The sequence below is a fragment of the Enhygromyxa salina genome (assembly GCF_002994615.1).
In the GTDB taxonomy this organism is placed as follows: Bacteria; Myxococcota_A; Polyangia; order Nannocystales; family Nannocystaceae; genus Plesiocystis; species Plesiocystis salina_A.
In genome coordinates, this window is the sequence record NZ_PVNK01000239.1 from 1 (window position 1) to 21,040 (window position 21,040).

General features: G+C 69.8%; 13 protein-coding genes. 9 read left to right on the forward strand and 4 right to left on the reverse strand.

Annotation, left to right across the window (positions count from 1 at the left end; genetic code table 11):
- The first annotated feature begins 236 nt into the window (after positions 1-236).
- From ENSA5_RS27410 to ENSA5_RS27435, 6 genes are all read left to right on the forward strand, one after another.
- On the forward strand, positions 237-2,513 hold the full coding sequence (locus ENSA5_RS27410; protein WP_106394646.1) for a type VI secretion system Vgr family protein: 2,277 nt from the start codon (positions 237-239) through the stop codon (positions 2,511-2,513).
- A gap of 241 nt (positions 2,514-2,754) precedes the next feature.
- Positions 2,755-3,258 carry a hypothetical protein gene (locus ENSA5_RS27415; RefSeq protein ID WP_146156180.1) on the forward strand — a complete coding sequence of 168 codons (504 nt, stop codon included), beginning with the start codon at positions 2,755-2,757 and terminating at the stop codon, positions 3,256-3,258.
- Between the two features lie 50 nt (positions 3,259-3,308).
- Entirely contained in the window at positions 3,309-6,029 is a 2,721-nt protein-coding gene (locus ENSA5_RS27420) for a DUF2169 family type VI secretion system accessory protein (RefSeq protein ID WP_106394648.1), read from the forward strand.
- Positions 6,029-7,087, forward strand: coding sequence for a pentapeptide repeat-containing protein (locus ENSA5_RS27425; RefSeq protein WP_106394649.1), 1,059 nt, complete (start codon positions 6,029-6,031; stop codon positions 7,085-7,087). The genes ENSA5_RS27420 and ENSA5_RS27425 overlap by 1 nt, the downstream gene beginning before the upstream one ends.
- Before the next feature lie 8 nt (positions 7,088-7,095).
- Positions 7,096-7,716 carry a DUF3540 domain-containing protein gene (locus tag ENSA5_RS27430; RefSeq protein WP_106394650.1) on the forward strand — a complete coding sequence of 207 codons (621 nt, stop codon included), beginning with the start codon at positions 7,096-7,098 and terminating at the stop codon, positions 7,714-7,716.
- Between the two features lie 6 nt (positions 7,717-7,722).
- Positions 7,723-8,121, forward strand: coding sequence for a DUF4150 domain-containing protein (locus ENSA5_RS27435; RefSeq protein WP_106394651.1), 399 nt, complete (start codon positions 7,723-7,725; stop codon positions 8,119-8,121).
- A 13-nt stretch (positions 8,122-8,134) separates the two neighbouring features.
- Here ENSA5_RS27435 and ENSA5_RS27440 read toward each other — a convergent pair whose 3' ends face one another.
- Genes ENSA5_RS27440 through ENSA5_RS27450 form a run of 3 tightly spaced genes read right to left on the reverse strand, consistent with a single transcriptional unit; the run spans position 8,135 to position 14,588 of the window.
- Positions 8,135-8,803 carry a GNAT family N-acetyltransferase gene (locus ENSA5_RS27440; RefSeq protein WP_106394652.1) on the reverse strand — a complete coding sequence of 223 codons (669 nt, stop codon included), beginning with the start codon at positions 8,801-8,803 and terminating at the stop codon, positions 8,135-8,137.
- Between the two features lie 5 nt (positions 8,804-8,808).
- Positions 8,809-12,681 carry a serine/threonine-protein kinase gene (locus ENSA5_RS27445; RefSeq protein WP_106394653.1) on the reverse strand — a complete coding sequence of 1,291 codons (3,873 nt, stop codon included), beginning with the start codon at positions 12,679-12,681 and terminating at the stop codon, positions 8,809-8,811.
- Between the two features lie 29 nt (positions 12,682-12,710).
- Positions 12,711-14,588 (reverse strand): fumarylacetoacetate hydrolase family protein, encoded by a 1,878-nt coding sequence (locus tag ENSA5_RS27450; RefSeq protein ID WP_181198197.1) that lies wholly within the window; start codon positions 14,586-14,588, stop codon positions 12,711-12,713.
- Positions 14,589-14,618: 30 nt separating this feature from the next.
- Here ENSA5_RS27450 and ENSA5_RS27455 point away from each other — a divergent pair, with 30 nt between their 5' ends.
- Positions 14,619-16,583 (forward strand): serine hydrolase domain-containing protein, encoded by a 1,965-nt coding sequence (locus ENSA5_RS27455; protein WP_106394655.1) that lies wholly within the window; start codon positions 14,619-14,621, stop codon positions 16,581-16,583.
- A 1-nt stretch (position 16,584) separates the two neighbouring features.
- Here the strand turns inward: ENSA5_RS27455 and ENSA5_RS27460 are convergent, their stop codons facing one another.
- Complete coding sequence (locus tag ENSA5_RS27460) at positions 16,585-17,358, reverse strand: hypothetical protein (protein ID WP_146156181.1); 774 nt, start codon at positions 17,356-17,358, stop codon at positions 16,585-16,587.
- A gap of 291 nt (positions 17,359-17,649) precedes the next feature.
- Here ENSA5_RS27460 and ENSA5_RS27465 point away from each other — a divergent pair, with 291 nt between their 5' ends.
- Both ENSA5_RS27465 and ENSA5_RS27470 read left to right on the forward strand, forming a co-directional pair.
- Positions 17,650-19,620 carry a serine/threonine-protein kinase gene (locus ENSA5_RS27465; RefSeq protein WP_181198198.1) on the forward strand — a complete coding sequence of 657 codons (1,971 nt, stop codon included), beginning with the start codon at positions 17,650-17,652 and terminating at the stop codon, positions 19,618-19,620.
- Positions 19,617-21,040 (forward strand): serine/threonine protein kinase (locus tag ENSA5_RS27470; protein WP_106394658.1); only part of this gene is annotated, 1,424 nt, incomplete at its 3' end. The genes ENSA5_RS27465 and ENSA5_RS27470, both read left to right, overlap by 4 nt.

Below are 21,040 nucleotides of genomic sequence, written 5' to 3' on the forward strand. Positions count from 1 at the left end.
CTTTTCGCCGAGGGCTTTGTCGCCAAAACTTGCAGTACGCCCGGTACAGCGGCGTTTTGGCTTCGCGCCCTCGGCAAAAATTCCGGCGCGAGGCGACACGATGCATTGCACCCCGGGCTGCTAGCAGCCCCGCGAGTGAGCCGGACAACGCGTCGCGCGGCGTATCCGCACATCGGTGTACCCTTGGCCCGCCCGGCGGCCCGACTCTGCGCTCGCGTGAGCACCGAAGGAGAAGCATGAACGCCCCCCACGACCACCAGGTCCACGTCTCTTTTGTCTCGGCTCGCTACGACGCGACCTGGCGCGTCACCAGCATGGCCCTCGGCGAAGGCTTCAACGAGCCCTACGCGATCGACCTGGACATCCGATCGGACGACTTCGCCGGCGACCTGTCCGCGATGCTCGGCACGCGGGCGCAGGTGACCATCGAGCGAGGGCCCATGTCGCGCGTGATGTTCGGGATCCTGGCGACGGTCGAGGGCGGGCCCTTCGTGCCTCATCACGTCACCGCCCGCGTCCGGGTCTCGCCCGCGCTGGCCGCCCTCCAACATCGCCGGAACAGTCGGGTGTTCACCGACAAGACCGTCATCGAGGTGCTGCGAGACGTCCTCGAGCCGACCCTGGCCAAGTTCGGCCGCGAGGTCGACTTCGGCTGGCTCAGCGAGACCTACCCGCGGCGCGGCCACATTACCCAGTACCAGGAGACGGACTACGCCTTCGTCTCTCGGCTCATGGAGGACGAGGGGATCGCGTTTCGCTTCGACCACGACGGGGACGCCGAGAAGTTGATCCTCCTGGACGCCGACAGCGCTTACGCCGAGGTCGAGACGACCAGCGGGCCTCCTGGGTTGCTTCCGATGGCCCTCAACGCAGACGCCAGCGATCAGCGCGAGGAACTGCGCGCGCTCTCGCGCAAGATGAAGCTCGCCCCCACCGTCGCCCGCGCTGGTTCCTTTGACTGGCGGACTCCGGACGATGAGCCCGGCGTTGGCGGCGACGGTGCCGCCCTCGGCATGAACGCCGAGGGCCCCGAGCTCGAAGACTACGCGTTCGAGTTGCCCCCCGCGGGCGCGGGCTCCGAGGTCGTCGAACGCCGGCTCGCGCTGCGTCGGCGTCGCGTCGACCAGTCGGCCCGGGCCATCGTCGGGCGCACCACGGCCCACCAACTCACGGTCGGCTCGACCTTCGAAGTTGTCGATCACCCCGATATCGACCTCAACGGCGTGTACCTCGTCACCGCTGTCAGGCACCGGCTCGCCTTCGAAGCGCGGCCCGCCATGGACGCGCCCGCGGCGGGCGGCCCGCCGCCCCATGAAGATCCACGGGCCGGCTACGAAAACGAGTTCGAGGGCCACCCCCTCAGCCTCGGCTACTCCCCGCCCACGAAGACCGAGCGCCCCCGCATCCAGGGGGTGGTCTCCGCCCGGGTGATCGGAGACGAGTTCGCGACCGACGACGACGGCCGGCTGCGGGTGGAGTTCCCCTGGGACCGCGACAAGGGCCGGACCTCCTCGATCCCCGTAATGCAAGCGTGGGCTGGGGCCGGATGGGGCACTCAGTTCTTCCCCCGCGCCGGCATGCAGGTCATGGTCTCGTTCGTCGACGGCGACCCCGACCAGCCCGTGGTCATCGGCTGCCGATATGGCGGCAACAACGCCCCGCCGTACAAGCAGGCCGATCAGTGCAGCGGCATCAAGACCGCCTCCAGTGGCGACGCTGAGCGCTACAACGAGCTGATGTTCGACGACTCGAACGGTAAAGAACTCGTCCGTATTCGGGCACAGAAAGACTTTCACACGATTGCAAAGGAAGCGCACACCATTAATGTCGGGTTGGACCAATTCACGCACGTGGGGAGAAACAAAAAGACGATCGTCGACGGCAAGCGCACCGCCCGGTATACCGCCAAGGAGGAAATCTGGGTGGATGAGGAGCGACGCCTGACCGTAGACGGCGACGAACACCGCACCGTCTCAGGCACCACGGTCGAGACCTTCTTCAAGAACCTGACACGCAACATGCACAGTGATCTGTCTGCCACGGTAGTCGGGAACGCGACTCACACGGTCATCAAGTCGCAGACGACCATCGTCGGCGCAAACATGAATGCCAGCTGCACTGGTAACCGTTCGGACGAAACTGGCGGGAAGCATAAAATTATCGCCGGCGGAGGTCTCGACATCGAGGCTCCCACCATGAAGGTCTTGGCTCCTGGAGGCCTCACGTTCATCGGGCCCACATCGGAGATCAATGTATTAGGCGATAAATTGGACGTCGTCAGTGTACAGCGTTCAGCTGCCCAGCTTGCGGTCTCGCTTGCAGTCGCCAGGGCATCACTTACCACCGGGCTCTCCTCCAGCATTACCAGCACCTCGATTTCCATCACTGGCCTCCGTATCAACAACTCTCCGTTCTACATCGACCACATCGGTGCGCGAATCAAGAACTGGAAAATGAGTATCGGGAGGACCGGGCTCGACATCAACAAGAGCAAATTGAAAGTGGAGATGTAGAACCGTGACAAATGAACAAACGAACTGCGCAGCCTGTGGAGCCCCGATTCGCGTCACAGACGTACAATGCTCGTACTGTGGAGCAGCCGCTTTGGGCACGATCGCCGCCCGACCGCCTGTTCGACCCGTCCCGTCCGGAGTCATCACCTATCGACTGAGCGACCGAGTGCCCCGAGACGTACTAGCGGAGGCCCGCCGTCTACTTTTGGGAGGCGACCGTGCCGCTGCGGCGCAAGTCATCGTGAGCCGGGACGATCGCTCTGTCGCCGAGGCGGAGCAACTACTCGATGACCTAGCGGCTCGGGAGGAAAACGGCAAGAATCGAAGGGGCGCCGAGCTTATCCATTTTTACTTCTTGTACGCGGGATTGGCGATCTTAACCACCAGCCTCGCTTGGGCCATTATCTTCCAATCCGTCCCGGTCGCGGTCGTTGGGCTCATTGTCGGAATACCGGTTGGAATGTATGGCAACTCACTCGTAATCTTCTCAATCAAGCACCAGGGGTGGAAGCAAGCAAAAGCGCGAATTGAACGAGCCGCGTTCGTCGCGAGGCTGAACGCGACCACGGACTGCTACCGCCTCTGGGTCCAATTCGGAACGGAGCAGGGCGGACGTCTCGCCGACGCCTTGGCGCGAGTGCCCTCGGCAGGGGAGCCTGTCGACTGGAGTCGCGCCGAAGCGATCGTCTGCTACAACCCAGCCGGCAACGACCCCGTCGTGATCCAGCAAGTGCGACTGCAATAGAGACCGACCATGCCCCGGCCCACCTCATTCGTCTCACGACCCCTCGCCCGATGAAAATCATCAAACCAAATCGCGTCAGCGCCCTCACCCGCTGTTTCGAGCACGTCGGCGTCGGCTACCTCGGCATCTCAGCCCTGTGCTTCCTGCCCTTTAGCGACGGCGACGTCGACCTTCTATCCGAGATCAGCCTGTGGAAGTTCGTCGCGGAGAGGCTCGAAGGCGTCAGTCTCGATGACGCCGTACCCAAAGCGCGAGGCGAGTATCTCGTGAACGGATCCCTCTTCCCACCGCCGGGGGCGACGAGCGTGGTCGCCGAGGCGGCCGTGGGCGGTCTGGTCAAGTCAATCCGGGCGACCGGCGAACGTGCTTGGCTGAACTCCCGTCGCAAGACCGAGCCCCGGCCGCTCGAGGTCATGCCCCTCGACTGGTCGCGCACCTACGGCGGCCCCGACTTCCCCCACAACCCGCTCGGGATGGGTCGCAAGGAGGTCGAGTTCGACGGCGTGCGGGCTGTGCCACTGCCCCAGCTCGAGCCGGTCGATCAGAGGCTCGCCAGGCGCGACGAGGTCGGTGCACCGATCGGGTTGGGCCCGATCGACCTCAGCTGGCCGACGCGCCAACGCCTCGCCGGGACCTACGACGAACAGTGGCTGCGCGAGCACTCTCCCGGGCCTGCGCGCGACCTCGACTGGTCCTTCTTCAACACGGCGTCGCGAGATCAGCAACGCGAGGGAGCGTGGCTACCAGGGGACGCCTACGGCTTTCGCCACATGCACCCGAGCGAAGCCACGGTCGGCGGCAGGCTGCCGCCCGTGGTCGCCCGGGCGTTCATCAGCCGCCGCGACCGAGCTCCGAGCGCGGCCGAGAACTTCGAGCGCGCCCGCGCAGCCGCCGCGCCCGGGCTCGACGACGAGCTCGCCTGGGCCATGCAGACCGACGGCACCACCTTCGAGGAGGTGGTCCTCGCCGCCACGACGCTGTGGTTCTTCCCGGACGCGAAGCGGCTAGTGCTCGTGTTCACCGGGTCAACTCGCATTCTGACCGACGACGGCTCCGATGTCGTGCACTTGCTGATCGCGGCCGAACGCAGCGGCCACCCGCGGACGCTCGAGCACTACGAGGAGGTGCTCGCCGAGCGGCTGCACCCCAAGCGTGGGGCGATCGCCGCGCTGCGAGACCAAGACCTGCTGCCCGAGGGCGTCTCGCCGACGCTCGACGAGGTCGCCGAAGACGAGGCGCTCTTCGCCAACGAGGGCCTGCTCGCGCAAGCGCTGTTCCGACGCGCAGAGCTCGAGCATCGGGCGATCATCACCGCGCTCGAGGCCGAGGGCATCCCCGAGTCGATGTTCCCCGAGCCGCCTCGACCGCCCGCGCCCCCGCCCTCGATCGAGGAGCTGCCAGCGCTCGCCGAAGAGATGCTCGCCGAGGCCAAGGTGCAGGAGGCGGAGGCTCGGACTCAGGTCGAAGCGATGCGCGCCGAAGCCGAGCAGCGCTTGCGTGACGAGGACATCGACCCGAGTTTTCTCAGCCAGGACGTCGGCGGCCCCCCGACCTGGACGGCGCAAGCGGTCCGCGACGAGCTACAGATGGCTGTCGACGCCTGCGAGGCCGAGGGCGCCGACGCCAGCGCGTTTGAGGGCATGCTCGCCGACGAGAAGCTGCAGGCTCAGTGGGACGAACAAGAAGCGCAGCTCCTTGCCATGTACCGCCTCGGCGCCCACCTCCAGCGCCCGGCTGCGCGCCTGCCCGAGGACGCCGCCAACGAGCTACGCGCCCGCGTCGAGCGGGCGATCGCCAACGGCGAACCGCTGCGTGAGCTCGAGTTGACCGGCGCGGACCTGCGGGGTCTCGAGCTGTGTCGCGCAGACCTGCGCGGAGCGCTGCTCGAGTCGGCCGTGCTCGACGGCGTAGATCTGAGCGGCGCAGACCTGAGCGACGCCGTGCTGGCCCACGCGTCGTTGCGGGGGACCGTGCTCGACCGGTGCACCTTGACCAACACCAACCTCGGCAAGGCCGACCTCCAGGGCGCGTCGATGCGCGGCACCAAGCTCGCCAAGACGGTCCTGTTTGGGGCGGACTTGGAGGGCGCCTCGCTGGCCGGGGCCACGGTCGACGACGTCTTGTTGATCGAGACCAAGCTTCAGAAGGTCGACGCCACCGGACTTCGGGCCCCCGGGTTGACGCTGCTCGACGCCGACATCTCGGGCTCGGACTTCGCGGGCGCCGACTTGAGCGGGGCCACCCTCGTCCGAATCGACCTGTCGAGCCTCGACCTGTCCGGCGCGGCACTGGTCGAGACCAACTTCGTGCACTGCAAGCTCGACGACGCCAGACTCGACGACGCCGACCTCTCGGGCGCCCGCTTCGTTCACGCCTGCTCGCTCGACCGCGTCGGCCTCACGCGCGCCAAGGCCAGCCGCGCCAACTTGCGCGGGTCGTCGATGCGCGAGGCCAAGCTCTCCGGCGCGGACTTGTCCGCCGCCGATCTGTCCGAGTGTGTCCTCGTCGGCGCGAACTTCGAGCACGCCCGCGCCCGCGAGGCGCAGCTGGCCAAAGCGGACCTGACGGGTGCGCGACTCGCTAACGCTGACTTCCTCGGCGCGTCCTTCCTCGGCGCCGAGCTCGACGCGGCCGAGCTCGCCGACGCCAACCTGTTCGGGGCCGACCTCGCGCGCGCCCGCATCGACGAGCACACCAACACCGGGGGCACCAACCTGACCCGCGCGCGCGTGTATCCCCGCGCCCGGCTCGACGACGGGAGCGTCGCGTGATGAAGTCGATGACCTCCGCCGAGGTGATTGAGTCGGTCTACTACGGGATCGAGGTCCACGACGTCGATCTTCACAACGCGGATCTTCGCGGGGCGGCGCTCGCTGGCGGCATGTTTCGCGAGGTCGACTTTCGCGGCGCGACGCTCGACCGCGCGAGCCTTCGAGAGTCGATCTTGCTCGACTGTAGGCTCGACGGCGCGAGCCTCGAGCAGGCCGACCTCCGCGGCAGCATGGTTCGGAGCTCCTCGCTCGTCGGCGCGCGCATGGACGGCGCGCGGATGACCAGCATCAAGCTCGTCGACTGTGACGCGCGCTCGCTGGCCGCCATCGAGGCCGACATTCGATCCGGGAACCTGATCGACACCAGGCTCGATCAGGCCGCGCTCGTGGGTTGCAGCCTCGACCAGGTCTCGATGATCGGCTGCAGCTTCGCGAAGGCGAAGCTGAGCAATTCGCCGCTGGTCGCCGTCACCTTCGCCAAGGCCGATCTGCGCACGCTGGACTGGTCCGCTTGCACCTTCGAGCGCGTGGTGTTCTTCGAGTGCAAGCTCGCCGGGCGGAGCCTGCGAGAAATGACCTTCCGCTTCACCAACTTCAGCGGGGTCGACCTGTCGAGGGTCGACCTGACCAACGCCGACATTTCCCGCTGCGTGTTCAAGGGGGCCAAGATGGCGGGCTGCAAGCTCGACGGGGCCGTCGCCGACAATGCCCTGTTCGTCGAGGCCGACCTCAGCGCTGCGAGCCTGCGCGGCGCCTCGCTGCGCCAGGGGATCTTGTCGGACGCCAACCTCGAGGGTGCGGTCCTCGCCGACGCGAGTCTCTATCAAGCGATCCTTCACGACGCGCGCTGCAGGGGCGCGAGCTTCGAGCGCGCCGAGTTGACCTACGCCGACTTCACCCGCGCCGACTTGAGCCAAACCAACTTCGCGGATGCGAGCTTGACCCGAGCCAACTTCCACGCCGCCAACGACGAGGGCGCCCACATCCCTGGCCGCGCGCACGCGCTGCCCGAGGATGCCGAGCGCCTCGCCGCCGAATCTTCTGAACCCGCCACCTAGGAGCCCGCATGCCCGCCCCCAACCTGTCCCTCCTTTCCACCGAGTCCCCGACCGAGCCGACGGCACCAGCCGCACCTCGGACGCTCGACGGCCGCACCCGCGTCGGCACCGTCGCCGCCGAAGACCGCCGGGCCTGGACCTTGAGCGTCGACGATGGCTCACGGCTGGAGGCCGTGCGCGCGGCGAGCTGCCTCGTGCGACCCGAGCTCGGGGACCTCGTCTTGTACGTCGCGCCCACGCCGACCCGCGCACACATCATCGCGGTCTTGAGCCCGCGCGAGGACGCCACCACCCTCGCCGTCGACAACGAGCTGCGCTTGCACGCGCCGGCCGTCACGGTCCGCACGGGACGCGCCAGGCTGGTCGCGCGCGAGCTCGGCGTGCTGGCCACGACGATCGCCTCGAAGTTCGAGCGGAGCACGGTCGTCGGGGCGGCGCTGGACATGGTCACCGACGTGTTCACCCAACGCGCCCGACACAGCGTCCGCTCCGTCGCCGGCCTCGACCGCCAAAGCGCCGGCACGATCGATCAGCGAGCGGAGGGCGAGCTGCTCGTCACCGCCAAGCGAGCACTCGTCAACGGTGACGAGCTCGTCAAGCTGGACGCCAAACAACTCCACCTGGGATAGCCAACCATGTTTGCGAATTGCCAAATGGGCGGGATGGACAACGGCTTTCCCGACGTGTGCCTGACCCCGACGCCCGGCGGAGCCCCGGCCCCGGTCGCGTACCCAAACATCGCGACTGGCAACATGGCCGTGCCCGGGGTCTACAACGTCCTGTACATGGGCATGCCCGCGCACAACATGTCGTCGGTGGTTCCCATGACCAACGGCGACAACGGTGGCGTCGCCCTCGGCATGGCCTCGGGCACCGTGATGGGCCCGTCACGCCACATGACCGGATCCTTTACAGTCATCGTCGGCGGCATGCCAGCGACGCGATTGACCAGCGTCTCGTTGCAAAACAGCACCAACTGCCCGGGCGCGCGAACGGTGCCCAGCCAGACGAAGGTCCTGCTGCTGGCGCCGTAGCTCGCAGATCCGACTAGCTACTCGCCGTGCGCTTGAGCACCATGAGGCGGTGGCGGAGTTCGAGGGCGCCCGAGGCGACCTCGGCGAGGAGGCGGTGGGCGAGGGAGTCGGTCGGCGCGTCGGGGGCGGGGGCGACCAGCGGCACGTGGGCGTGGATCGAGTCGTCGTCCTGGACGAACTCGGTGTCGGGAGACACGGCGGCGAGGACGTGGCGGATGCGCTGGTTCTCGCCGAGGATCTCGGCGGCGAAGCGGTCGATGCCTCGCTCGAGGGCGGCGGCGGACAGGCGGCGCAGGAGCAGAGAGCCGAGCCCTCGGTTTTGAAACTCGTCGAGCACGACGACGGCAGCCTCGGCGACATGAGCGTCGCCCGCGTCGTCGCCCTCGGGCGCGAGCCGGACGAAGCGGGCCACGCCGATGCCCTCCCCGGTCTCGCGGTGGACCGCGACGAGGGCGAAATGGTCGACGCCGTCGACCTCGGTCAGGTACGCGAGCTCCTGAGTGCTCAGGTGCGACTTCTCAGTGAAAAAGCGCAGGTAGCGTGACTCGGGGGACAGGCGCGCGAGGCCGCGGGCGAGCTGGTCCTTGTCGCTCGGCTGGATCGGGCGCAGCCGCACGGGCGTGCCGTCGGCGAGCTCGAGCGTCTCGACGTAGTCCTGGCCAAACTCGAGCGTCCGTGCCATCGCGTTCAGCCTGGGGCCAGCGCGTTGACGAGGCGCGCGGGGTCGTCGATCGATTGGGCTTCGAAGTAGGCCCGAGCCTCGGCCCCAGCTTGTTCGTCGCCGAGCTCCGCGAGCCGCGTGCGCACGGCGGCGAGGTGAGCGGCCATCGCCAGAGCCTCGAAGCCGGCCGCCGCGCGGCGCCAGGCCGCCTCGGCGCCGGCTGCATCGTCCTCGCAGCGGTGCAGCGCGGCCTCGATCGTGTCGGCCTGTGGCGCGACCTGAGCCTTGTGGCTGCGTCGCAGACGGGCGAGGTCCTTACGTACCAGCTTGAGCGATCGGGCCTTGTCGTGGCCCTCGAGGGCCCCACGCACGCGGCTGCGCGCGCGCAGCTCGTAGACGTCGACGTGGCTCGGCATCATCGCCGCCACGATCCTGACCTTGGTGTTCCCGAGCACGCGCTCGGCGGCCTCCACAGCCTTGGCCGGCTCGCCCGCGAGCATCGCAATCTCGATCTCGGTCGTGGCCAGGAGGATGTGCTGGAAGGTGACCTGACGCGGGTGCCACTGCTCGCGGGTCTCGGCCAGCAGCCGCCGCGCGGGCCCGAGCTCGCCGTAGATCGCCAGGGTCAAGGCCGACAGCACGCTGAGCGAGATGTGCTCGTGGCGGACGCCGAGGTCGCGCGCCGTGGCCACGCGCTCGGGCAGCTCGGCGCGCAGCAGCGCGAAGCGCCCGAGCAGCTTGCGGACGTACATCCACTGGACCGTCGTGGCGCCGCGGATCCAGCCCGAGTTGGGGCTCTCGTCGAGGCGCTCGTGGAGCTGCTCGAACCCGGCCACGGCCCCGAGCCAGTCGCCCGAGTGATCGAGGTGGTTGGCGGTGACGTACTCGATGACCCGGTGGAACTCGGGCTCGGCCACGCCCGCGACGAGCTCGCGGGCGCGGGCCATCAAGGCGTCGCCTTTTTCCTTGCGCCCGATCGCCACGAAGATCGCAGCGTCGTGGACCAGGCAGCGGATCAGGCGACGGGCCTCGCCCGCGCGCAGGGCCAGACGGATCGCGCGGGACTGCTGGTAGCCCGCGAAGATCGCCTCGTGGTGGCTGAGCCCGGTCTTGGTCGCGAGCAGGGTGTCGATGCGCTCGAGCAAGCGCGGCGGGACCTCGGCGTCCTCGCGCGAGCTGAAGCCGTAGCCCCGGATCCCGAGCAGCAGACGGTTCCACAGCGTGCCGAGGATCGCGGTCACCGGGCCACGCGGCTGCCACAGGCCGACGTCGCGCAGGACCGGCGTGATCGCGTCCATGCCCTCGTCGAGGTAGCCGGCCTTGACCAGCTCGCTCGCGGCCCGGCGGCGCAGGTCCCGGGCCGACTGCGGCGTCTCGGCCCCCGAGGCCAGCGCGGTGAACATCGCCCCGGCCTCGGCCCCGCGCCCGAGGTCGACGAGCTGCTCGGCGAGCGCGAGCTCGAGCTGACGGCGGCGCGCGTGATCGCGACCGCCGACCAGGGCCAGCGCGCGGCGGTAGAGCTGGGCCGCGCGCTCGAACGCGAGGGCCGCGGCCGCGTCCTTGGCCGCCTCGAGGGTGTACTCGAGCGCCTTGGCGTGGTCGCCCCCGTGCGAGAAGTGCTCGGCCAAAGCTTCGGACCCGCCGCCGCCGAAGACCTCGAAGGCCTGTCCGAGCGCGAGGTGAGCCTCGCGCAGCTCGGCCGGGGACAGCTCGCCGACCGCGACCTCGCGGATCCGATCGTGGGCCGCCTCGATCCGCACGCCCCCGTCCCGATCGGACTGCTGATGCAGCAAGTTGGCCGCGAGCAGCGCCGCGATGTCGGGGCTGGTCTGCGGCCCGCGCTCGAGCGCCCCGTCGCGCAAGTCGGCGGGCGCGAGCTCGGGGCGGGTCACCGCGTTGTCCTCGGGCATCGTCTCCAGCTCGGCTCCGGCGCCGCCGCAGGCCCGCAGCACGACCTCGACGGGCGTCGGACCCCCCGCCACGGCCACCGTCGCGAGCACGCGCCGCTGGGCTTGGGCGAGGCCGACGATCCGCCGCGCGACCAGGCGATCGAGGGACACGTCGGTGCTGCTGTGGGCGTCGTCGCCCAGCACCATCTGACCAATGTAGAAGGGGTTGCCCTGGGCCCGGCGCGCGTAGAGCTCGGCCGCGTCGCGCTCGGCCTTGGCCGGGTCGCGCTCGGTCAGCAGCGCGACGGCCAGCTCGTGGGCGTCGGCGGCGGGGAGCGGGCCAACCTCGATCTCGCGTACGTCCCGCCCCTCGACCGCCTCGGCCGCGGTCAGCAGCTGCAAGACCTCGCGCTCGGCGACCTCGTCGCGGAAGGTGATGATCAGCAGCATCGCGGGCGGATCGGGCGGCCGCATCAGCGCGGTGACGAGGCGCGCGCTGTCGACGTCGGCCCACTGAAAGTCGTCGACGTAGACGACCAGCGGGTGGCGCTCGCCGACCCGGGCCAGGACCTCGCGCAGGCCCGCGAGCCCGCGCCGCCGCAGCTCGGCGGGGTCGAGGTCCAGGATCCGCGCGCCCGTCGGCCACGCGTCGCTGAGGACCGGGAACAGCTGCAAGAGCGGCGCGAGGTGGCGCGGCTGCAAGCGCGCGGCCTCGAGCTCGTCGAGGCGACGCAGGTAGATCGACAGCGCGTCGACGACCGCGTCGATGCCCTTGTAGGGCACCGACTCCCGCTCGAGGCAGCGACCGCGCAAGACCACGGCCTCGTGATCGCGTCGGACCCGGGTCAGGAACTGAGCGATCAACGCCGACTTGCCCTGGCCGCTGTTGCCCCGGACATGGACCGCGACCGGCGAGACCGTGGCGCTGACCGTGCCGAAGGCCGCGTCGAGGGCCGCGAGCTCGGCCTTGCGACCGACGAAGGTTGTGTTGGCCTCGCTACCCCGGCTCACGCTCACGCGTATGCTCGGGCTTCGGCCCTGCTCGGACCTCTCGCGGAGCCCGGCGAGGAACGCCTCGCTGCCCGGTCGCTCCTCGGGATCGATCGCCAACGACCGGCGGCACAGCTCGAACAGGCGCTCGGCCTGGCCGTCGCGGGTGACCCTGGCGTCGAGCTGCGAGGCAGGATCCGGGGCCTGGGTCTGGCGCTTGTCGATCAGGATGTCGAGGACCGAGCCCGTGAACGGCAGCGTGCCGGTCAGGCACTCGAACAACATCGTGCCGATCGCGTAGTAGTCGGCCGCGGGCCCCGCCGTCTGGCCGCCGGTCTGCTCGGGCGCCATGTAGGCCGGCGTGCCCATCATCTGACCGTCGCGGGTCATGCCCTCGTCGCTGGCCTCCGAGAGCTCGGACACGACGCCAAAGTCGAGGATCACCACCCGCCCCTCGACCGTGACGAGGATGTTTGAAGGCTTGATGTCGCGGTGGACACAGCGCGCGAGGTGGAGGTGGTGGACCCCGGCGATCAGCTGCCGCAGCGCCCGCTCGAGCCGCACGAGGTTGGGCAGCTGCCCCGGCGGAGTGTCGCCGCGCACGTAGTCGACGAAGGGATCGCCGTGGACAAGCTCCATGGTGAAGAAGGCCTGCCCGCTGGGCAGGACCACGAGCTGATCGAGGGCGATGAGGTTGTCGTGCTTGACGTCGGCCAGGGCCCGGAACTCGCGCTTGAACCGGTACAGGCGGGTCGCGCGGGTCTCCGACAGGACCTTGAGCGCGAGCACCGGGCCGTGCTTGCCCCTGCGCGCCGCGAACACCTCGCCCATGCCGCCCGCGCCCAACCTGCGCAGGAGCTCGTAGCCGCCGAGCACCGCGCCCACGTCGATCCGCTGGTAGGTGCTCGCGCCCTCGCCGGCCACGGTCTTGGCGGCGGAGCCCGCTGTGACCGTTGCGTCATCGGAGACCTCCGGCTGCACGACGGTCTCCGCAGCAGGGTCGTGTCGAGGCTGGACCATCGTCGTCGGGGGCGAAGTGTACCCCCTCCTCAGCCTTCCGGCTCAGTCTGGACCTCGAGCTCGAACCCGCCAAGAAAGCCCGCGCGAACGCTGACGACGTCCCCTGGCCGCAAGAAGTCCGTCGTCGCGCTGAAGCCAGTGAGCGCCGCGCGGAGTTTGCCGACGCGGTCCAGGAGCCGCTCACCGATCGCCCGCTTCCAGCGCGGGACGGAAAATGCCACGCCCGCAGGGGTCCCGGTCAGCACCAGAGTACCCGGCGCGAGCGGACCTCGCTGCGCACACACACGAGCCAACATTTGGCGCGGCGTCTCGACCAACAAGTCGAGCGCGGCGTCCTGGCGCACGACCCCGTTGACCCGAGTCTCGAGCCGCAGCGCCGGCCACAGGTCGAGCTCGAAGCGCTCGGGGATCCACGCCCGCGCGGACGTCGGAGCGAACCCCGGCAGCGACTTGGCCGCGGTCCAATAAGCCAGACGATCGGCCTGGCCCTCACCGAGGATCTGCACGCTGCGGGCGCTCACGTCGTTGGCGACGACCAGCGCCACGCGCCCGCTGTCGGCCAGCGCGTCGAGCCCCGACGGATCCGCGAGGCCGTCGAGCAGCAGCACGCCGAGCTCGACCTCGTAGTCGAGCATCGCCGGGATGAACCCGAACTCGGCCAGGCCCTCGGCCAGCGTGGGGTCGAGGGCCGCGAGCCCTGCACGCAAGCGCGACGACGACGGCCGCACGAGCGCCCCACCGCCGGCCGACCACGCGCTGGCATCGATCTCGAACACGACAGCGTCCGGCTTGCTCGCGGTCTCCTTGGCGTGGGCCTTGTAAGTCAGCCCGAGCGCGATGATCTGCGAGGGCTTGGGCGTGTCGATCCACTGCCCGGGGCCCGGCGGCTCGGCCTGGCCCTCGACCGACGCCGCGGGTCGCTCGCGGACCTCGGCGTCGCGGGCGTCCCAGGGCACGATCGCAAATTCCTCGAAGTCCTCGGGTCCGTGAAACTCGAGCGCCGCGCAGGTCGAGCGCGCGCGCGTGACCGGGACCCAGCCGAGCCCAGCCCGGCGATAGAGCTCGAGCTCGGCGCGGGCGAGGTTGGTCTGGGCGATGTGGAGATCGCCGGCGCCGATCTTGCGGTAGTCCCAGCCGGCGAAGGTCGCGGGCGGGGCCCAGACGCGCACGACCAGGCGGCGCCCCGCGCTGCTCGCGAGGTGATGGACCACCCCCGCGCGGATCGTCTCGACCTGCGCGCGCGTCGACCGGGTCAGGCCCGAGTGATCAAAGATCTCGTCGTCGATCCTGGCCCACAGCGCGCACAGGTTGGGGCCGTCGGCCTTGGCCGCGACCGCCGTCAGCTGCAGCTCGCCCTCGTGCCCGACGAAGCGCGGCGCCCAGGCCCAGCGCAGCCACTCGACCCGCTGATGGCCCCACAGGTGCATCTGCGTGAACAGTCCGCCGTCGAGATCCATGCGCCGCCCGTCGAGCTCGACCCAGCCGGTGACGGCCGCCTCCGAGTGAGGCTGGTGGGCGTGGGTCCCGACCGGGACGAAGCGCGGGAGCTTGGGCATGCGCTCGATCAGCGGGTCGGTCGCCTCGAAGCTCAGGTCCCAACGGATCCGCCCGCAGCTTCCCCGCGAGAAGCCGTGGCCGAGCTCGGCCGCCGCCACCCGCACGTGAAACTCACCGTCGCCGCCCTCGGCGCGCATCTCGTCGAGCGCGACGATGTCCCGCGCCTGCGTCACCCCGCCGTCCTCGGACACGACCGCCCAGACCCGCGCGTCGCTTTGCTCGCCGTTGGCAAAGCGAGTGAAGCGGACCCACAGCGCCCGCTCGACGCCGGGCATCAGCACGACGAAGAACCAAATCTCGAACCCGTGGCCGGACCACTTTGAACGATTGCCTTGCTCCGATGGGATCATGGGCGGGTAGCTGGCGTATCCTAACGCGTGATGCGCAGCTACCTCGCCCATGTCCCAATCCTGGTCTTGCTGGCGCTGTGGTCCGTGCTCGACACCGCCCCTGCGGCCGGGTCCTGGCCGTCCTGGCCGTCCCAGTCGTCTCAGTCGCTCGAGCGGCCCCTCGACGAGCTCGGGCCTGCGGCCGCGCCCCTCGTCGCCGACGGTCCCCGAGCCGAGCTCGAGGCCCCCGCGTCGATCGACCAGCTGCGCGCGCGCGTGGCCGAGATCCTCGCCCGCGAGGGCGTGCCCGGGGTCGGCCTCGCGCTCGTGACTCGCGAGGGCGTGGTCTGGTCCGACGGCGTCGGCGTGGCCGACCTCGACACGGGCGCGCCCGTGACCGCCGAGACCCAGTTTCGCGTGGCCTCGATCACCAAGAGCGTCGTCGCCCTCGGGGTCATGCGCCTCGTCGAGCAGGGCCAGCTCGAGCTCGACGAGCCGCTGGCCCAACTGATGCCGGACATCGAGATCCACAACGACTGGCCCGAGGCCCCGATCACCCTCGCCCACGTGCTCGAGCACACCGCCGGCTTCGACGACATGCGCTTCAACGAGTGGTTCGGCGACGAGGACATGTCCCCGCGCGAGGCCCTGGCTCTCAACCCCCGCTCACGCGTGGCTCGCTGGCGTCCGGGCTCGCGCATGTCCTACTCCAACCCCGGCTACACCGTCGCCGGTCACGCGATCGAGCTCGGCAGCGGCGAGCCCTGGGACCGCTACCTCGAGCGCGAGGTCCTGCGGCCGCTGGGCATGGACAGCGCTCGCTTTCGTCGCACCCCCGAGTTCGCCGATCGCCTCGCGACCGGCCACCGCGGGCCGCAGCAGCCCGTCGCGTTCCGCCCGATCGCCCACCACCCCGCGGGCTCGCTCCTGGCCTCGCCGCGCGAGCTCGCCAGCCTCGTCCACTTCTGGCTGCGCCGCGATCCCGGTCTCGTCAGCCCCGCGGCGCTGGCGAGGATCGAGCGGACCGAGACCCTGGCCTACCTCGGCACCGACACAAACTACGGGCTCGGCAACTACGGCGATCTGCTCGACCCCGCGCGCAGCCGCGGTCACGACGGCGGGCTGCCGGGCTTCTTGTCGACCTACAGGTACTTCCCCGAGCTCGGTGTCGGCTACGTCATGCTCCTCAACGCGACCCACTCGATGCGGGCCTACGTCGAGATCCGCGCGCTCCTGTTCGCCTACCTGACCCGCGGGCGCGTGTTACCCACGCCGCCGAGCGCCCCACCCGACCCCGAGGCGATCGCCGCGGCGTCCGGCTTCTACGGGTTCGAGAACCCGCGCATGGAGCTGTTCGGCTTCATCGACCGCGTGATGATCGGACTCCACCTCCGCCCCGGTCCCGACGGCATCGAGCTCGAGCTGCCTCAGGGCGCGCGCGTGGGCTTGATCCCGACCGGCGACGGCGGCTTTCGTCACCCCAGCCAGGCGGGCACGAGCCTGCGCTCGACGACCAACGCCGAGGGCGAGCGGATCCTGCTCGTGGGCATGGGCTACTTCGAGGCGAGCTCGGCGACCTGGGCACGGGTGCGGCGGCTCGGCTTGGGGCTCGCTCTCGTGCTCGTCCAGATCGCCCCGCTGTGGGCCCTGGGCTGGGTGCTGGTGGCCGGGTTTCGTCGCCTCCGCGGGCGCAGCGCCGCGCCTGGCGAGCTCGGGCTGTACGCCTGGCCAGCCCTCGCCGGGCTGTGCTTCGCCGCGCTCGTGCCCCTGCTGACGACGATCGTGGAGCGCGAGGCCTTCGCCACGGCCAACCCGCTCACGATCGGCCTGTGCCTGAGCACCCTGGCGTTCGCAGCCTGCTCGGCCCTCGCCGCGTCACGAGCCCTGCGCGAGCTCGCCAGCCCCGCACGGGTCCGCCCCGCGCTGGTCCCGATCGCGGCCTCGTTTGCCTGCTTCGCGCTGACGATCTACCTGATGGTCCACGGGATCATCGGCCTGCGCCTGTGGGCCTGGTAGCTCAAAAGCGGCCGGAGATCGCGACCCCGTAGGTGCTCGGGCTCAGCAGCGGAGCCGCCCCGATCGAAGGCTTGTCGGACGCACCGGATCCTTCGCGGTCACGAAACGCGAGCGCGACCAACACGACCCCACCGACCGCCGCGACCCCTCCACCGATCGCCAGCGCGATGCCCGGATCGCGGTACTTGACCACCTCGAGCTCCGCCGCACCGGGCTCCGAGACCACGCGCTCGTTGACGACGATCAGCGCGATCCCTGCCCCGAACCCCACAAACCCCACCCCGAGCAACGACGCGCCCGGGAGCAGCAGCGTCTTGTTCGGCCCCGTCGGCGTCGGCGCCTCGGGGACCTCCTGTTCGATGCTCGTGTCATCGACAGGCTCCTCCACCACGACCACCGGCTTGGGCTCCGGAAATTCTTCGAGCAGCGGCCGCAACATCGGCAGGGCCTTCTCGGCCACCTGCTCGTTGGTGCACGACAGGCAGGTCTCGGTCACGCTCTCACTCAGCGTCGCGCCCTCGAATTGGGCCTCGATCCGAATCAGCACGTCGTCGGCCCCGGGGATCGGCCCCGGCCGCAGCACGACGAGCAGGCGCCGATCTTCGGCGACCACGACCCCCGCAGGCAGCGCTTCTTCTTGACCGAGCAAGCGCTGGAGCTCGGCCTCGACCGTGGCCGTGATCTCAACCCGAGTGTCCGGGAGATCAGCGACGTCGAACTCGATGTCAATGACCTCGGGGTTCGTCGGCTGTGCAGCTCTGGCAATCGGACTCACGCCCACGGCAACGACGAAAGCCAGCGCCACCGCCCCCTGTTTGAAGCACTTCATCAGCATCGATCTCGTCGCCAGCTTGCCCCAGCACGGGGGGTCACGCAAGCCGCTCGAACACCGAGTTTTGCCACCCAGAGCCACTGACGCACGGTGCGTCAGGCTCTCGCGACCAACTGACGCACGGTGCGTCAGTACCTGGGCAAAGCGCCCAGCAAGGTCCGCGCTCACTTGGCATCGCCCTTGCTCTCGGGCCCCCGAGTCTGCGATAGACTCACCGACGAGAGAATGCCGCGCATGGACATGCTCACCAACGAGTACCGACTCCTGAGACGCCTTGGCCGCGGTGGCATGGGCGAGGTCTGGGAGGCGGCCCGCATCAAGGAGAACCACGTCGTGGTCCCCTGCGCGATCAAGCTGCTGCACGCGGACATCACGGAGTCCTCGCGCGAGCGCAAGCTGTTCATGGACGAGGCGCGCATCGCCACGCAGCTCGACCACAGCCGGATCGTCAAGGTCATCGACGTCGGCACGAGCCGCGACGGTCGCCCCTTCCTGGTCATGGAGCGCGTCGACGGCATCGACCTGCGCAGTTTTCTCAAAGAGGCCGACAACGAGGGTCTCACCCCCCTCGACCTCGACATCACCACCTACATCATCGGCGAGGTCCTCGCGGGCCTCGACTACGCCCACGAGCGGACGATCGGTGGCGCCGACGCGGGCGTCATCCACTCCGACGTCACGCCGGGCAACATCATGATCTCGTCGAGCGGCGAGATCAAGCTGACCGACTTCGGCATCGCCCGCTTCGCGGCCACGGCCGGGCCGATGTCCCGGGCGATCGGCACCCCGCGCTACATGTCGCCCGAGCAGCTCTCGGGTGATCCCAAGCGCGAGACCGACATTTACGGCCTCGGCGTCGTGCTCCACGAGATGCTCGACGGCAAGCGCTTCCTCGACGGCTGCACCCCCGATCAATTTCGATCGCGGGTCCTGATGGGCCCGCCGCCCTCCCTCGACCGAACCGACATCCCGCCCTGGCTCGACGAGCTGCGCCGCCGGATGATCGCCACCGACCGGACCGAGCGCCCGCGCGCGAGCGAGGCGCGGGCGGTGCTGATCGAGCACTGCCCCCGCTACCTCGCGGCCAGCGATCAGCTCAAGAACAACTACTATGCGCGGCTGATCGGCCGGCGCCGCTCGGGCGTCACGCAGCTGTTCGAGGTCGCCGAGCACGCCTACATGCCGGGCCTGATCCCGCAGATCGGGAAGGAGGCGGCAGACTCGGGCCCGATCGGGCTGCGCGACGCCGAGGTCTCACGCGAGGTCCCCGGCGAGGAGACCGTGCAAGACAGCCAGGCTGACCCGCGCTCGCCCGGCTCGACCCCGGTCGCCAACAGCGTCGCAGCCCCGGTTTCACCTGCGCCCGTCCCACAGGCGCCCGCCCACCCCGCGAGCTCGACCTACACCGTCGAACGAGGCGAGCACCTCCAGGCCGAAGAGACCGAAGCCGAAGACGATCCCGTCGCGGCCACGCAAGTGCTGCCGGTCCTCACCAGTGAAGGACCGGACGGCGCGGAGATCTCGGCCCAGCAAGACGAGAGCGTGTCGACGCCGATCGTCGCGACCCCGCCCTCGCAAGCCGCCGCATCGGACGCCGCCCCGCGCCTGCGCTGGCTGGCGATCGGCAGCGGCGGCGCGGCGCTCGTGCTCTTGGTCATGGTCATCGTGTTGCTCGCGCAGGTGCTCGGCGACCGGGAGGGTGAGCCAGAGCTCGTCGTTGAAGACGAGACGACCGCGGCTGTTGTCGTGGCGCAATCCGAGACCCAAGCGGCGGAGATCACCGAGACCGAGACCGAGACCGAGACCGAGACCGAGACCGAGACCGGAACCGAGACAGGTGACGGCGACGGCGACGGCGACGGTGACGGCGACGGCGACGGCGACGGCGACGGCGACGGCGACGGCGACGGCAAGGAAACCGAGAAGACCAAGCCCGCCCCCAAGGTGCTGCCCAAGGTCGGCGTCGTACTCGTCGTAGACTCCGATCTCTGGGCCAAGGCCAAAGTCGGCGGCAGGACCGTCGCGCTCAAGAACCGCGCCGGATACATCAAGCTCCCGATAGGCAAACACACGGTCAGGCTTCAGGCCGCCGGCAGCTCCAGCTGGACGAAACAGCAGGGCACGCTGAAGCTCGAGAATATCGCCCCGCGCACCTACCAGGTCCGGCTCAGCGGCGGAAAGCTCGCGGAGGTCAAGCAGCAGTGACCGCCGAGTTGCCACAGATCGGCGAGACGCTCGCGGGCCGCTACGAGCTGCTCGACACCCTCGGTGAGGGCGGCATGAGCGTGGTCTTCCGAGCCCGGGATCGGCAGACGAGAAGCGAGGTCGCGCTCAAGCTGCTGACCCCGCGCTACCTCGGCCGGCCCGAGCGAGAGCAGCGCCTGCTCGACGAGGCCCAGTACCTCGAGTGGCTCCGGGGTACGCCCGGCATCATCGAGCTCATCGATCACGGGCGCCTCGCCGACCGGCACGACTGGCCCTTCCTGGTCACCAAGCTGCTGCGCGGGCGCGCGCTCAACTGGCAGCTCATCACGCACAAGTTCACCCCCGGCGAGATCCGCGAGCTCGCCCTCGGCATCGCCCGCGCCCTGGCCAGCTGCCACGCGGCCGGCGTCATCCACCGCGACCTCACGCCCACCAACGTCTCCGTCGTCCTCAATCCCCTCGCGGTCGAGCTGTTCGACTTCAGCCACGCGGCGAGCGTCGACGCCCCGCGCGTCGCCCCCGGCGACTCCGGCCGGCTCACGGGGGTCTTCGACGTGCCCGGGACCTCGGGCTACATGGGCCCCGAGCAGGCGTCCTCGGCCCCCGCCGACGCCAAGATGGACGTGTTCTCGTTTGGCGTGCTGCTCTACGAGATCATCACGGGCCGCAACCCCTACCCCAACGTCTCGCACAAGGAGTTCATCGAGCTGCAGCGGGCGGGCAACCTCGAGCCGCCGCGGCTGCAGGCTTGGGTCTACGACGTCGACCCAAGCTGGGGCGAGCTCATCCGCGAGTGCACCCTGGCCGACCCGCGCGGGCGGCCCTCGAGCGCGGCGCTGGTCAAGACCATCGAGGCCCTCGACGCCGTCGCGCCCGGCCCGGGCCAGCCGAGTGAAGAGGACCCCACGAATGTCCTCGTGCGGGCGCCCACCGCCGTCGCCCCCAGCCCGGGCCAGCCGAGTGAGGAGGACCCCACGAAGGTCCTCGTGTGGGCGCCCCCTCCCGAGCTGGCTGGCGAAGAAGACCGGACCTATCGGATCGAGCTGCCGAACGACGAGGACCGGACCAATCGGATCGAGCCCGGCCTCCCGGGCGATGACGATCGGACCAACCAACTCGTGCGCCCGCGGGTCGTCTCCCCTCCGCAGCAGCCCCCTGAAGAAGATCGGACCCACCAGCTCGCGCGGGCCGAGATCGAGGGCCTCCAGGCCCAAACGCGCCGAGCTCCGGAGGCCGCGAGCGCGGAGGCAATCGGCGCCTGGGGCCCGCCGCCGGGCGGCGCCCTCACGCCTTCGCCCACCCCCGCACCGCCCACGCCATCGCCAACGCCAACACCAACGCCAACGCCCCCCGTCGAGGTTCCGCCGACGCCTCCCAGCCCTGCGGTGCCCGCCGTCGAAGCTCCGACACCGAGCGCCCC